Origin of the sequence: Acidovorax sp. LjRoot129 (genome assembly GCF_964253765.1) — a bacterium.
Lineage (GTDB): Bacteria > Pseudomonadota > Gammaproteobacteria > Burkholderiales > Burkholderiaceae_C > Acidovorax.
The window spans coordinates 2,233,663-2,246,892 of record NZ_CAXUSE020000001.1; the positions used below are offsets into that span (position 1 = coordinate 2,233,663).

A 13,230-nucleotide genomic window follows, 5' to 3' on the forward strand; every position below is an offset into this window, starting at 1 on the left:
ATCCGCCAGTTACCGCCTGGGCGACAATCCCCGGCTGTATGCACACCACCCACCACACCCTGGAAGACTGGCTGCGCCATTGCGAGCAGCTGCACCCCCGCAACATCGACATGGGCCTGGACCGCGTCCGCGAAGTCGCGCAACGCATGGCGCTGCGTTTTGAATGCCCCGTGATCACCGTGGCAGGCACCAACGGCAAGGGCTCTACCTGCGCAATGCTGGAGGCCGTGGCGCTGCAGGCGGGCTACCGCACGGGCGTTTACACCTCGCCTCATCTCGTGCATTTTGAGGAGCGCTGCCGGGTCCATGGCGAGATCGTGGGCGCTTCTGATTTGATAGCGCACTTCGAAGCTGTAGAAAGCGCCAGGGTCCAAAATGGTTCCGAAATATCGCTCACGTACTTCGAATTCACCACGCTGGCGATCCTGCGGCTCATGAGCCAGTCGCGGCTTGACCTGGCGATTCTCGAAGTCGGACTGGGCGGGCGGCTGGATGCCACCAACGTGATCGATGCCGACTGCGCCATCGTCACCAGCATCGACATCGACCACACCGAATATCTGGGGCCCGACCGCGAGAGCATTGGCCGCGAGAAGGCCGGCATCATGCGCACCGGCCGCCCCGCCATCGTCAGCGACCCAGTGGCTCCGCAGAGCGTGGTGGACCACGCCATGGAAATCGGCGCGGATCTCTGGCGCTTCGGCAAGGACTTCAATTTTTCGGGCGACAAGCAGCAGTGGGGCTGGGCGGGGCGTGGCCGCCGCTATGCGGGGTTGGCGTATCCGTCGCTTCGGGGGGCCAATCAGTTGATCAACGCCTCCGGTGTGCTCGCCGCTTTCGAGGCCCTGCGCGACCGGCTTCCTGTCACCGCGCAGGCGGTGCGCAACGGTCTGGGCATGGTGGAGCTGCCAGGGCGTTTCCAGATCGTGCCGGGGCAGCCCACCCTCGTGCTTGACGTGGCGCACAACCCGCATTCTGTGGCGGCGCTCACCGCCAATCTGGACGCGATGGGCTTCTTTCCGACGACCCACGCGGTCTTCGGCGCCATGGCCGACAAGGACCTCGGCCCCATGTTGGCCAAGGTCGGGCCACTGGTGGACCGGTGGTACTTTACGAACCTGCCCACACCACGCGCCGAGACCGCAGCCGCTTTGCAACAGAAATGGAATGCCGTGCAGATGGTGGCCGGCGGGCGCCGCGATGTGACGTCGACATTGCACCCAGACCCCCAGGCAGCGCTGGACGCGGCGGTCGCGGCGGCAGACCCCGCTGATAGAATCGTGGTCTTTGGCTCGTTTTATACGGTGGGTGGTGTGTTGATCAACGGAACGCCCCGCCTGCACGCCAAACATCTGGGCCAATAGGGCGCATTCGAGGTCCGAACGAGTTACTTCATGGCATTTTTCAAGTTTCGCTGGCCCGGTCAAACTGAACAGGCGCCGGCTGAAAAGCCCAACAGGCGTTCGCGTACCCCGCAGGCCGAAAGCATCGAAGTGATGCGGCGGCGCGCCCGCCACCGGCTGATTGGCGCGGCGGTTCTGGTGCTGGTCGGTGTCATTGGCTTTCCCATGCTGTTTGACACGCAGCCTCGGCCGATCCCGGTCGACATTCCCATCGAAATCCCTGACCGCAACAAAGTGGCGCCCCTCGTTGTGCCTGGCCCCGTGGCCGAAGCTCCGGTTGCCAGGGCTCCCACCGTGCCCGACGCTCCGGCGGCAGCTCAGCGCCCAGCGCCAGCGCGCAGCAATGTGGCTGGCAACAACGGCCTGACCGAAGGCGAAGAACTGGTACAGGGATCGCGCCCCGCGGCACCGAAGCCGTCGGCGCCCCCCGCCGCAGCGCCCAAGCCAGAAGTCAAGCCTGAGCCCAAACCCGTGCCAGCGCCTGAACATAAACCGACGCCGAAACCCGACGATGCCGCCCGAGCCCGCGCATTGCTGGAAGGCCGTACGACCGCCGACGCTGGTGCTGCAGCCGCTGCCAAGGCCGAGGACGGCCGATTCATCGTCCAGGTCGGCGCTTTTGCAGATGCAGACAAGGCCCGGGAAGCACGTACCAAGGTGGAACGCGCAGGCATGAAGACCTATACCCAGGTGGTGGACACCAAGGACGGCAAGCGCACGCGGGTTCGCGTGGGTCCGTACTCTGACCGTGGCGAGGCAGACAAGGCAGCGGCGCGCATCCGGGCGCTGGACCTGTCGGCCTCGGTGCTCACGCTCTGAGTACAAGCCGCAAAGGTTACGCGTGTCCGTGGCGGCCCTGGACTGGATTTTTGTGGCGGTGCTGCTGGCGTCGATGTTGATTGGTGCCTGGCGGGGACTGGTGTTCGAGGTGCTGTCGCTGCTGGGCTGGGTGGTGTCATTTTTTGTGGCGCAGTGGTTTGCCGACGATATGGCCGCTCTGTTGCCCATGGGCGAGTCGGCCGGGTCTTTGCGTTATGCCGCCGGCTTTGCAGTGGTTTTTGTAGGCTCGGTTTTCGTGTGCGGATTTCTCACGTGGCTCGCCAAGAAGCTCATCGAAGCCATTGGCCTGCGCCCGGCAGATCGCACGCTGGGTGCGGTGTTTGGGGTGTTGCGGGGCCTGGTGCTGTTGTTGGCGGTTGCCGTGGTGGCGGGCCTCACTCCGCTGCATGAGGCACCCTGGTGGCAAGAATCGTGGGCTGCTCCGGTGCTGGCCGATGTGCTCAAGGGCTTGAAACCGGCGTTACCGGAAGAATTTGGTAAGCATCTGCCTTCTTGATTTTTGATATCGATGTGGCGGCGGCCAGAAGCTGCCGTTGCGTGGTTGCCGCGGGGCTGTTCCCGCAAATGGATGGAAAACAACTATGTGTGGAATCGTCGGCGTCGTCAGTCCAACGCCCGTCAATCAGCTGATCTATGACGCCTTGCTGCTGTTGCAGCACCGCGGCCAGGACGCAGCGGGCATCGTGACCCAGCAGGGCCGCAAATTCTTCATGCACAAGGCCAAGGGCATGGTGCGTGACGTGTTCCGCACACGCAACATGCGCGGTCTGCCTGGCAATGCGGGGCTGGGGCAGGTGCGCTACCCCACGGCCGGCAATGCCTACAGCGAGGAAGAGGCGCAGCCCTTCTACGTCAATGCGCCCTTCGGCATCGTGCTGGTGCACAACGGCAACCTGACCAACGCCCGCGAGCTGCGCACCGAACTGTTCCAGACGGACCACCGCCATACCAATACCGAAAGCGACTCCGAAGTCCTTCTGAACGTGTTCGCCCACGAGCTTGAGCGCTCGACGCATGGCGTACCGCTGCAGGTCGACGATGTTTTTGCGGCAGTGCGCGCAGTGCACAAGCGCGTCAAGGGTTCCTACGCCGTGATCGCTGTGATTGCCGGCCACGGCCTGCTGGCGTTTCGCGATCCGCACGGCATCCGTCCGCTGGCCATGGGGCGCAGCCAGGATGGCACGGTCATGGTCGGTAGCGAGTCGGTGGCCCTGGAGGGCACCTCCCACGTGTTCGAGCGCAATGTCGAGCCCGGAGAGGCTATTTTCATCACGCTCGACGGCAAGGTTCACGCGAGCCAATGCGCCGAGAATCCGCAGCTCAATCCCTGCATCTTCGAATTCGTCTACCTGGCGCGTCCTGATTCGGTGCTGGACGGCATCTCGGTGTATCAGGCGCGGCTGAATCTGGGGGAGGCGTTGGCCAAACGTGTGGTCTCCACCGTTCCGCCCAACGAAATCGACGTGATCATTCCGATCCCCGAGTCGAGCCGGCCGAGTGCCACGCAACTGGCGCATCTGCTGGGCATTCCGTACCGCGAAGGCTTTGTGAAGAACCGCTACGTGGGCCGCACCTTCATCATGCCGGGGCAGGGCGTGCGCAAGAAGTCCGTGCGCCAGAAGCTCAACGTGATCGGCAGCGAGTTCAAGGGCCGCAACGTGCTGCTGGTGGACGACTCCATCGTGCGCGGCACCACCAGCCGCGAGATCGTGCAGATGGCGCGCGATGCTGGCGCCCGCAAGGTGTACCTGGCCAGCGCTGCGCCCCCGGTGCGCTACCCCAATGTATACGGCATCGACATGCCAACCAGCAGCGAGCTGGTGGCGCACGGACGCACTGTGGAAGAGATTCGCCAGGCCATCGGTTGTGACGCCCTCATTTACCAAGATGTGGACGGCATGAAGAAGGCGATCGGCGCGCTCAACAGCGCCATCGTTGGGTTTGATGCATCTTGCTTTGACGGTGTCTACGTCACGGGCGATATCACTGCCGAGGGCATCGCCAGCCTGAACGAAGGACGCGTGGGGGTGGAAGAGGGCGAGGACGACACGTCGCGCCTGGCGCTGCCCAACCCGCAAGAGGCGTAAGGCTGCTGCCCTCACTTGTTGTTTTGCTTGCGGGCGGTGGCGCAATGCATTGTTGCGCTGACTGCACTGACTGATTTTTGAAGCTGGCCCCGTGAGGGCCAGAACTTATTGATATGACTGAAACCACTGATTCCAGCGTGGGCCGCGTGCGCACCCGCTTCGCACCGTCGCCCACCGGCTTCATCCACCTGGGCAATATCCGCTCGGCCCTGTACCCCTGGGCCTTTGCGCGCGCAACCGGTGGGGATTTCATTCTGCGCATCGAAGACACCGACCTCGAGCGCTCCAGCCAGGCTGCCGTGGATGTGATCATTGAAGGCATGAAGTGGCTGGGCCTGGACCACGATGAAGGCCCGTTCTACCAAATGCAGCGCATGGAGCGCTACAAGGCAGTTCTCGCTGACCTGCAGGCCGCCGGCCATGTGTATCCCTGCTATGTGAGCGTGGCCGAGCTTGATGCTCTGCGTGAAAAGCAGATGGCCGCCAAAGAGAAGCCCCGCTATGACGGAACGTGGCGCCCTGAGCCCGGCAAGACCCTGCCGGCTGTTCCCGAGGGTGTGCAGCCCGTGCTGCGCTTCAAGAATCCGCAGGGCGGCGTGGTGGCCTGGGACGACAAGGTCAAGGGACGCATCGAGATCAGCAATGACGAACTCGACGACCTGGTGATCGCGCGCCCGGACGGTACACCCACCTACAACTTCTGCGTGGTGGTCGACGATATCGACATGGACATCACCCACGTAATCCGTGGCGACGACCATGTGAACAACACGCCGCGCCAGATCAATATCTTCCGCGCGCTGGGCAAGGAACCGCCGGTATATGCCCACCTGCCGACTGTGCTCAATGAGCAGGGCGAAAAGATGAGCAAGCGCAACGGTGCCAAACCCGTGACGCAGTACCGTGAGGAAGGCTACTTGCCCGACGCCATGGTGAACTACCTGGCCCGCCTGGGTTGGAGCCATGGCGATGACGAGATCTTCAGCCGTGAACAATTCCTGGCCTGGTTCAATCTGGACCACCTTGGCCGCAGTGCTGCGCAGTTCGACGAGGCGAAGCTGCGCTGGGTGAACGCCCAGCACTTGAAAGCCACGGCAGACGACATACTGGCTGCCCTGGTGGCGCCGCAGCTGGAGCAGCGCGGCGTTGCAGCCACTGCGCTGGCGGATGGCCGGCTTGCGCGGATCTGCGCCCTGTTCAAAGACCGGTGCGACACCACAGTCGCGCTGGCCAACTGGGCACACGTGTTCTACGGCGATGTGACCCCGGTCGATGCGGAGCGCGCGCAGCATGTCACCGAAGCCATTGCGCCCGCGTTGGACGCGCTGGCCGACGCACTTTCTGCCTGCGAATGGGACAAAGCCTCCATCAGCGCCGCGTTCAAACAGGTGCTTGTAAGCCAGGGTCTGAAGATGCCCCAGCTCGCCATGCCTGCGCGGGTGCTGACCGTAGGCACAGCCCATACGCCTTCGGTCGATGCGGTGCTGGAGCTGGTAGGCCGCGAAAAAGTTGTAGCACGTTTGCGAAACCGCTGAAAATCTGTCTATAATTCAAGGCTCAGATGATGACAACAAGCACAGTGTGTTTCGAGTCATTCAGTGGGGGTATAGCTCAGCTGGGAGAGCGCTTGCATGGCATGCAAGAGGTCATCGGTTCGATCCCGTTTACCTCCACCAAAGTTTGATGTTGGATAGTTCCAAGGTTTTGACCCTATCGTCTAGAGGCCTAGGACATCACCCTTTCACGGTGAGTACCGGGGTTCGAATCCCCGTAGGGTCGCCAAGTTGTAGCGCTTGGCTTGTGTTGAGAAATGCAAGCGAAAAGCTGCCTGCCAGGAGTGGTAGTTCAGTTGGTTAGAATACCGGCCTGTCACGCCGGGGGTCGCGGGTTCGAGTCCCGTTCACTCCGCCAGTCAAAAACCCTTGCAGGTCTTTGATATGCAAGGGTTTTTCTTTGGTCTCGACCAAAGGATCGTGGGGGTATAGCTCAGCTGGGAGAGCGCTTGCATGGCATGCAAGAGGTCATCGGTTCGATCCCGTTTACCTCCACCAAAGTTTGATATTGGATAGTTCCAAGGTTTTGACCCTATCGTCTAGAGGCCTAGGACATCACCCTTTCACGGTGAGTACCGGGGTTCGAATCCCCGTAGGGTCGCCAAGTTGTAGCGCTTGGCTTGTGTTGAGAAATGCAAGCGAAAAGCTGCCTGCCAGGAGTGGTAGTTCAGTTGGTTAGAATACCGGCCTGTCACGCCGGGGGTCGCGGGTTCGAGTCCCGTCCACTCCGCCAGATTTTCATGACGCGGCAATTTGTTTGCCGTGGTGTGGCGAGGAATTAAACGGACTGCAGTAGTTAATACTGCGGTCCGTTTTTCTTTGTGCGCGGCGTTTGCGAATAGGGCAGTGAATCCGAGATCGCGTACTCACGGATTTCCAACTGGGCATGTCGGCGTCTTCTGGAAATTAAGGATTCATTGTTTGCCACCGCTGCCCAAGGCCACCGGAAATTTCACCGGCCGAGCCTGCCAGTGCGGTCCGTGGCAGCCAGGATGCAGTGGAAGCGGCAGCGCCAGAGTAGTAGCAGGTCGGAAGTCCGTCAGGACACTTTGATCCGCCACCGCGTTGTCGTCTCTGCGAGCGTGCCTAGCGCCTCAAATATCCATATAAGTCGTCGCGCCAGGTCCCACCAGTGGCTTTGCGATCCGTTTCCGTTTAGCGGCATCGCACCAGCGCCATTCAGTTCGAAAGCGTGGTGCGAGCCTTGGCTGGCGCGAGGGCAGAACGGGTTCCCTTGGTCGTGCAGCAACCGCGCAGGGCATGGCCCAGGTGCCCGCCTGTGCGGGTCTGGAGTGTCAATGCTGAGTAGTGCCGCAGGGCGTCAGTCCAGCAGGGACAATTCAGGCAAAAATTGGCCCCACCGCTTGCGGAATAAGCGCTTTTAGCTATTAAATATATAGCAATCAGCGAGGCGCCAGTCGAATGGCGCCGTCCAGGCGGATCACCTCGCCGTTGAGCATGTCGTTTTCAAAGATGTGCTGCACGAGCTTGGCGTAGTCCTGCGGCGTGCCCAGGCGGCTTGGAAAAGGCACGCCTGCGGCCAGTGCGTCTTGCACTTCCTGGGGCATGCCAAACAACATGGGCGTGCCAAAGATGCCGGGGGCGATGGTCATATTGCGGATGCCGTTGCGGGCCAGGTCGCGGGCGATCGGTAAGGTCATGCCCACCACGCCGCCCTTGGACGCGGAATACGCTGCCTGGCCGATCTGGCCGTCGTAGGCGGCCACGCTGGCGGTGGAGATCAGCGCGCCGCGCTCGCCGGTCGACTCGGGTTCGTTCTTGCTCATGGCTTCGGCGGCCAGGCGGATCATGTTGAAGCTGCCGATCAGGTTGACCGTGACGGTCTTGCTGAACACGGCCAGGGCGTGCGCACCGTTCTTGCCCACGGTCTTCTCGGCGGGGGCTATGCCGGCGCAGTTGACCAGGCCCATCAGCTTGCCCAGCGAGACCGCTTTAGCCACCACGGCCTGGCCGTCCGCCTCATTGCTCACGTCGCACTTCACAAACGCGCCGCCGATCTCGCGGGCTACGGCTTCGCCTTTGTCTGCCTGCATGTCGGCGATCACGACGGTGCCGCCCTGCGCAGCCAGCATGCGCGCCGTGCCTTCACCCAGTCCTGATGCGCCGCCAGTGACGATGAACACCTTGCCTTTGATTTCCATGAGATATCTCCTGTAAGTGACGTTAACGTAAACGTCAATTATGGCCGACACCGCATTGTTGGGTGAAATGAAAACAGCCCGGCGGGGCCGGGCTGTTGGGGGGGCACGTCCGCCGACAGCGCGGCGACAAGCTGCTTACTGGAAGCCGACGCGGTCCAGCATCTGCTGCACCTTGGTCGTATTGGCGCCGACGGCGCTGATGGGAATGGTCTCGCTCTTGAAGGGTTGGCCGTTGGTCATGGCCTTGAGCGCAGGGTTGTCCAGGGCGACGCCCTTGGCAGCAGGCCATTCGTTGTTGCCATTGGCAAAGTAGTTCTGGGCTTCAGGACTGGCCAGGTATTCCAGGAACTTGACCGCGTTGGCCTGGTTCTTGGAGTTCTTGGCCACGGCGCCGCCAGCAATGTTCAGGTGCGTGCCCCACGATTCCTGATTGGGAAACACCACGCCCACCTTGTTGACCACGGCCACGTCTTCGGGTTTGTTGGAGCGCATCATGCGGGCCAAGTAATAGCTGTTGGTGACGGCGATATCGCACTCGCCCGCGGCAACGGCCTTGATCTGGTCGGTGTCGCCGCCCTTGGGTGGCCGGGCCAAGTTGGCCACCATGCCCTTGAGCCAGGCTTCGGCCTTTTGCTCGCCCAGGTGCTCCGTCACGGCGCCAAACAGGCTCAGGTTGTACGGATGCGAGCCCGAGCGGATGCACAGCTTGCCCTTGTTCTTGGGGTCGCCCAATTCCTCGTAGGTGTCCACGTCCGACTTCTGCATCTTGATCTTGTTGTAGACGATGACGCGCGCTCGGGTGGACAGGCCGTACCAGGCGATGCCACCATCGGCCGCGGGTACAGCGCGCAGGTTGGCAGGAATGGCGTCGTTCAGCACCTGGGACTTGATGGGCTGGAACAGGCCGTCGATCTCGCCCTTGTACAGGCGGGCAGCATCCACGAGCAGGATGACGTCCGCCGGGGAGGCCGTGCCTTCGGCCTTGAGGCGCGCCAGGATGCCAGCGTCGTCTGCGTCCACGCGGTTGATCTTGATGCCCGTGGCCTTGGTGAAACCGGTGTACAGCGCCTCGTCAGTGGAGTAGTGGCGGGCCGAGTAGAGGTTCACGACCTGCTCCTGGGCAGATACAGTGCCCGCGGCGGTGGCCAGTACGCAGGCGCTCAACAAGGCTTTCACAGTCTTCGACATGGATGCGTCTTTCGGTGGGTTGTAACCCTCCGATGATAAAACGAAACGCGAATTGTTCTTAATAAACGCCGAGGCCGCGGACGGGCTTTTAGCGCGTTGTCTGAGACAGCGCAAGCTTGGCACGCTCGGCGAAGCGGGCCCGAAGCGCCCAGTTCAACCCCAGATCTCGGGGCGCTAACCTTCAGACAAAAAAAAGCCCGGTCGCAAAACCGGGCTTCAAAAGGATCCCAGAAACGGGGGTTTCGAGAGGATCCAAGGAGACAACTGGCCGGCTGCAACGTTGTGTTACAGCCATGGGCCGATTATCAGGGTTTTCCTGCAGGATGGTCTAGAGGGAGCCCTCCAGACCACACCTGTGAAGCTCAGCGCTTGCGGGGAGCTACGGTCTTGGCGGCGTTGGCAGCGGTGCTGGCAACGGCGTTGAAGTTGGCTTCAGCCACATCCGACGCTTGCTTGACGGCCTTTTGAACCGATTCAAAAGCGTTGTTGGCAGCAGAGACGGCGCTCTTCATCACAGCCACGGCGGTTTCGGAACCCGCAGGTGCATTCTTGGCAGCGCTGTCGACCAGGCCGGTGAAGGCGCGTTGTGCGTCAGCGGTCTGGCTTTCGAAAGCCTTGCCAAATTCGGCGCCGGTGCCCGAAGCGATGTCATACAGGTGGCGGCTGTAAGCAGCGGTCTTTTCAGCCAGGGGCTGGAACAGGCCGGCTTGCAGGGCCAGCAGCTCTTGTGCGTCCTTCACACCCAGCACAGCTTGGCTGTGGTTGGCAACTTCCGACAGAGCGGCGCGCGAGGCGGTCACGTTCAGTTCAACCAGCTTTTCCACGCCTTCGAAGGCCTTGGTGGTCAGACCAAACAGGGTTTCCAGGTTGGCTTTGTGGGATGCCAGAATTTGTTCAGCGGTCAGCGTCATGTCATATCTCCTAAAAATTGAGGCCGTGTAGGCCGTAGTGCTTCACAGACATCTGCGCTGGCCCTGACTCATCGAGTAGTCATGTTGCAGTGCAGCATGGATCGAATTTTAGGGACTTGCCGCGGGTTTGCAAGAGGTTTTTGCTGCGATGCAGCAAATTAGGGACGCGCCTCCAGGAATCTGCGCCTTGCCACAATCGCGTCATGCACGCCTATTACGCCGACCAGTTTGTGCTGCCATTGCCCGATGGCCACCGGTTTCCCATGGCCAAGTACCGCCTGCTGCGCGACCGCATTGCGCAGCACCTGCCCGGCATCTCGCTGCAGGTGGCTACTCCGGCCGCCGACAGCGAGCTGGCCCTCGCACACGCCAGCAGCTATATCGATGCGATTGCGGATGGCACGCTGCCAGCCCCCGCCCAGCGCGAAATCGGCTTCCCCTGGAGCCCCGCCATGGCCGAGCGCGCCCGGCGTTCGGTGGGCGCCACGGTGGCCGCCAGCCGCGTGGCTCTGCAAGAAGGCATTGCCGGCAATCTCGCCGGGGGCACACACCATTCCTACGCCGACAAGGGCAGCGGCTTTTGTGTGTTCAACGATGTGGCGGTGGCTGCGCGGCTCATGCAATTGGAGTGGGCGAGGGCGCGGGGCCGCCACACCAGCCCGCTCAAGGTCGCGGTGATCGACCTCGATGTGCACCAGGGCAATGGCACCGCCCACATCTTTCGCGAAGACCACAGCGTGTTCACGCTGTCCCTGCACGGCGCGCGCAACTTTCCGTTTCGCAAGGAGGCGAGCGACCTCGACATCGAGCTGCCCGACGGCTGCACCGACGACGCATACCTGGAGGCGCTGGCGCACGCGCTGGACGCCTTGGAACAGCGCTTCACGCCGCAGATGGTGTTCTATCTGGCCGGCGCCGACCCCCACGAGGGCGACCGCCTGGGCCGGTTGGCCGTCACGCACGACGGCCTGGAGGCGCGTGACCGGCGCGTTTTCGACTGGGCTTGGCAACGGCGCATCCCACTTGTTTTTGCGATGGCGGGCGGCTATGGACGGGACCTGGAAGACACCCTGACCGCGCAGCTCAACACCTGGCGCGTAGCCTGGGAATACCACCAGCGCTGGCAGAATGTGCGCCCATGACGTCCGCCCCCAGCACCCCCACCGCCAACCCTTCCAACGCCGCTCAGTCACCCACACCTTCACGCCCTGCGCCGCAGCCCCGCAGCGCCTACCGGGTGTTTCGCCCCATCACGACGCGATGGGCCGACAACGATGTGTACGGCCATGTGAACAACGTCGTGTACTACAGCTGGTTCGACACGGCCGTGAACGCGCACCTCATTCACCGGGGCGTGCTCGACATCCACGCGGGTGGCACCATCGGCCTCGTGATCGAGACCCAGTGCAACTACTTCGCACCGCTGGCTTTTCCACAGACCGTCGAGGCAGGTATTCGTGTGGCAAAGCTGGGCAGCTCCAGCGTGCGCTACGAAGTGGGCCTGTTCGCCCAGGGCGAGCCCCTCACGGCCGCCGCCGGGCACTTCATCCACGTCTATGTCGACCGCGAGACCCGCCGGCCCGTGCCGGTGCCCGATGCCTTGCGCAAAGTGCTGCAGGAGTTGTTGGTCGCTGGTTGACGCCGGTGGATGTCAGTAACGCGTTTGCTATTTATTTGATAGCTATCAGCGCTTATAAAGCAAGCGCTAGAGGCTATTTCGGCTTGAAACAACAGCCCGGCAGGGCGGGCGCGGAGCCCTCAGCAGCCCCTGGCGGCATGGCCTACACTTTGCGGCTTTGCTGCTCGGCCCCCAGCACCCCCTCTCGCGCCCGCACCGTCCATGATCATCACCAGCCTGCTCGATACCGACCTGTACAAGTTCACCATGATGCAGGTGGTGCTGCACCAGTTTCCGGGCGCGCAGGTCGAATACCGCTTCAAGTGCCGCAACCCCGGCGTGCAGCTGGCGCCGTATGCCGATGAGATCCGCGATGAGATCCGTTCTCTGTGCAGCCTTCAGTTTCAGGAGTCCGAGCTGGCCTACCTGCGGTCCATGCGCTTCATCAAGAGCGACTTCGTGGATTTTCTCGGGCTGTTCCAGCTCAACGAGAAGTACATCACCGTCACCCCCTCGCACAACGGCGAGATCGAGATCTCCATCCGCGGGCCCTGGCTGCACACCATCCTGTTCGAGATCCCGGTGCTGGCCATCATCAACGAGGTCTACTTCCGCAACACGCAGAAAGTGCCCGACTTCCCCGAAGGCCGCAAACGCCTGGATGCCAAGATCGCGCTGCTGCAGGGCGAAGGCCTGGCAGACCTCAAGATCGCCGACTACGGCACGCGCCGCCGTTTCAGCCGCGCCTGGCACGAAGAAGTGCTGCGCGTGCTGGTGGCCCGGCTGGGCACCGGCGACCGCCGCCCCGGCGCACCGGCAGGCCCGGGCCAGTTTGCCGGCACCAGCAATGTGCTGTACGCGATGAAGCTGGGCGTGACGCCGCTGGGCACCATGGCGCACGAATACCTGCAGGCCTGCCAGGCCCTCGGCCCGCGCCTGCGCGACAGCCAGGTCTTCGGCTTTGAGATGTGGGCCAAGGAATACCGAGGCGACCTGGGGATCGCCCTGTCCGATGTGTACGGCATGAGCGCCTTTTTGCGCGACTTCGACCTGTACTTCTGCAAGCTGTTCGACGGCGCGCGCCACGACAGCGGCGATCCGTTTGCGTGGGGCGAGCGCCTGCTGGAACACTACCGCAAGAACCGCGTCGACCCGCTGACCAAGACCCTCATCTTCAGCGATGCGCTGACCGTGCCGCGCACCATCGAGCTGTACCAGCAGTTTCGCGGGCGCTGCCAGCTGGCATTCGGCATCGGCACCAACCTGACCAACGACCTGGGCAGCCCGCCCGCACACGAGCCGCTGCAGGTGGTGATCAAGATGACGCAGTGCAACGGCCAGCCCGTGGCCAAGCTCTCGGACACGCCGGGCAAGGGCATGTGCGACGACGAGAAGTACCTGGCCTATCTGCGCCAGGTGTTCGATATTCCCCAGTCCGCCTGACCACAGGCCCCGGCCCACGGCGACC

At 62.6% G+C, this 13,230-nt stretch carries 11 protein-coding genes and 6 tRNA genes; 14 read left to right on the forward strand and 3 right to left on the reverse strand.

The features are described 5' to 3' along the window. The first annotated feature begins 38 nt into the window (after positions 1-38). From folC to ACSQ3Q_RS10295, 11 genes are all read left to right on the forward strand, one after another. Positions 39-1,364, forward strand: coding sequence for a bifunctional tetrahydrofolate synthase/dihydrofolate synthase (gene folC, locus ACSQ3Q_RS10245; RefSeq protein ID WP_436134280.1), 1,326 nt, complete (start codon positions 39-41; stop codon positions 1,362-1,364). A 30-nt stretch (positions 1,365-1,394) separates the two neighbouring features. Next, positions 1,395-2,222, forward strand: a complete 828-nt coding sequence (locus tag ACSQ3Q_RS10250; RefSeq protein WP_436134281.1) for an SPOR domain-containing protein — start codon at positions 1,395-1,397, stop codon at positions 2,220-2,222. 28 nt (positions 2,223-2,250) lie between these two features. Further along, a complete protein-coding gene (locus tag ACSQ3Q_RS10255; RefSeq protein ID WP_436136975.1) occupies positions 2,251-2,739 on the forward strand; it encodes a CvpA family protein in 489 nt (162 codons plus the stop codon). Positions 2,740-2,824: 85 nt separating this feature from the next. Further along, positions 2,825-4,330, forward strand: a complete 1,506-nt coding sequence (gene purF, locus ACSQ3Q_RS10260) for an amidophosphoribosyltransferase (RefSeq protein WP_436134282.1) — start codon at positions 2,825-2,827, stop codon at positions 4,328-4,330. Positions 4,331-4,443: 113 nt separating this feature from the next. Continuing rightward, positions 4,444-5,865, forward strand: a complete 1,422-nt coding sequence (gltX, locus tag ACSQ3Q_RS10265; RefSeq protein WP_436134283.1) for a glutamate--tRNA ligase — start codon at positions 4,444-4,446, stop codon at positions 5,863-5,865. Between the two features lie 65 nt (positions 5,866-5,930). Continuing rightward, positions 5,931-6,006 (forward strand) — tRNA-Ala (locus ACSQ3Q_RS10270). A gap of 30 nt (positions 6,007-6,036) precedes the next feature. Beyond that, positions 6,037-6,112 (forward strand) — tRNA-Glu (locus tag ACSQ3Q_RS10275). 52 nt (positions 6,113-6,164) lie between these two features. Continuing rightward, positions 6,165-6,241 (forward strand) — tRNA-Asp (locus ACSQ3Q_RS10280). Positions 6,242-6,305: 64 nt separating this feature from the next. After that, positions 6,306-6,381 (forward strand) — tRNA-Ala (locus tag ACSQ3Q_RS10285). Between the two features lie 30 nt (positions 6,382-6,411). Then, positions 6,412-6,487, forward strand: a tRNA-Glu gene (locus ACSQ3Q_RS10290). A gap of 52 nt (positions 6,488-6,539) precedes the next feature. Further along, positions 6,540-6,616: transfer RNA gene (locus ACSQ3Q_RS10295), tRNA-Asp, on the forward strand. A 670-nt stretch (positions 6,617-7,286) separates the two neighbouring features. On the opposite strand, the gene ACSQ3Q_RS10300 is transcribed toward ACSQ3Q_RS10295, so the two are convergent. The 3 genes from ACSQ3Q_RS10300 to ACSQ3Q_RS10310 form a co-directional block, all read right to left on the reverse strand. Beyond that, complete coding sequence (locus tag ACSQ3Q_RS10300) at positions 7,287-8,045, reverse strand: 3-hydroxyacyl-CoA dehydrogenase (RefSeq protein WP_436134284.1); 759 nt, start codon at positions 8,043-8,045, stop codon at positions 7,287-7,289. A 135-nt stretch (positions 8,046-8,180) separates the two neighbouring features. Then, positions 8,181-9,233 carry an extracellular solute-binding protein gene (locus tag ACSQ3Q_RS10305; protein WP_436134285.1) on the reverse strand — a complete coding sequence of 351 codons (1,053 nt, stop codon included), beginning with the start codon at positions 9,231-9,233 and terminating at the stop codon, positions 8,181-8,183. 362 nt (positions 9,234-9,595) lie between these two features. After that, positions 9,596-10,144, reverse strand: coding sequence for a phasin family protein (locus tag ACSQ3Q_RS10310; RefSeq protein ID WP_436134286.1), 549 nt, complete (start codon positions 10,142-10,144; stop codon positions 9,596-9,598). Positions 10,145-10,347: 203 nt separating this feature from the next. On the opposite strand from ACSQ3Q_RS10310, the gene ACSQ3Q_RS10315 reads away from it, so the two are divergent. From ACSQ3Q_RS10315 to pncB, 3 genes are all read left to right on the forward strand, one after another. Then, positions 10,348-11,286: a histone deacetylase family protein gene (locus ACSQ3Q_RS10315; protein WP_436134287.1), complete on the forward strand. Its 939-nt coding sequence runs from the start codon at positions 10,348-10,350 to the stop codon at positions 11,284-11,286. Then, entirely contained in the window at positions 11,283-11,783 is a 501-nt protein-coding gene (locus ACSQ3Q_RS10320) for an acyl-CoA thioesterase (protein WP_436134288.1), read from the forward strand. Before ACSQ3Q_RS10315 ends, ACSQ3Q_RS10320 begins: the two co-directional genes overlap by 4 nt. Before the next feature lie 201 nt (positions 11,784-11,984). Next, complete coding sequence (gene pncB, locus ACSQ3Q_RS10325; RefSeq protein WP_436134289.1) at positions 11,985-13,205, forward strand: nicotinate phosphoribosyltransferase; 1,221 nt, start codon at positions 11,985-11,987, stop codon at positions 13,203-13,205. The last annotated feature ends 25 nt before the right edge of the window (positions 13,206-13,230 follow it).

Excerpts from the sequence above, each read along its gene's own strand:
- folC (WP_436134280.1), top strand. The coding sequence starts at position 39 with ATGCACACCACCCACCACACCCTGGAAGACTGGCTGCGCCATTGCGAG.
- ACSQ3Q_RS10250 (WP_436134281.1), top strand. The coding sequence starts at position 1,395 with ATGGCATTTTTCAAGTTTCGCTGGCCCGGTCAAACTGAACAGGCGCCG.
- purF (WP_436134282.1), top strand. The coding sequence starts at position 2,825 with ATGTGTGGAATCGTCGGCGTCGTCAGTCCAACGCCCGTCAATCAGCTG.
- gltX (WP_436134283.1), top strand. The coding sequence starts at position 4,444 with ATGACTGAAACCACTGATTCCAGCGTGGGCCGCGTGCGCACCCGCTTC.
- ACSQ3Q_RS10300 (WP_436134284.1), bottom strand. The coding sequence starts at position 8,045 with ATGGAAATCAAAGGCAAGGTGTTCATCGTCACTGGCGGCGCATCAGGA.
- ACSQ3Q_RS10305 (WP_436134285.1), bottom strand. The coding sequence starts at position 9,233 with ATGTCGAAGACTGTGAAAGCCTTGTTGAGCGCCTGCGTACTGGCCACC.
- ACSQ3Q_RS10310 (WP_436134286.1), bottom strand. The coding sequence starts at position 10,144 with ATGACGCTGACCGCTGAACAAATTCTGGCATCCCACAAAGCCAACCTG.
- ACSQ3Q_RS10315 (WP_436134287.1), top strand. The coding sequence starts at position 10,348 with ATGCACGCCTATTACGCCGACCAGTTTGTGCTGCCATTGCCCGATGGC.
- ACSQ3Q_RS10320 (WP_436134288.1), top strand. The coding sequence starts at position 11,283 with ATGACGTCCGCCCCCAGCACCCCCACCGCCAACCCTTCCAACGCCGCT.
- pncB (WP_436134289.1), top strand. The coding sequence starts at position 11,985 with ATGATCATCACCAGCCTGCTCGATACCGACCTGTACAAGTTCACCATG.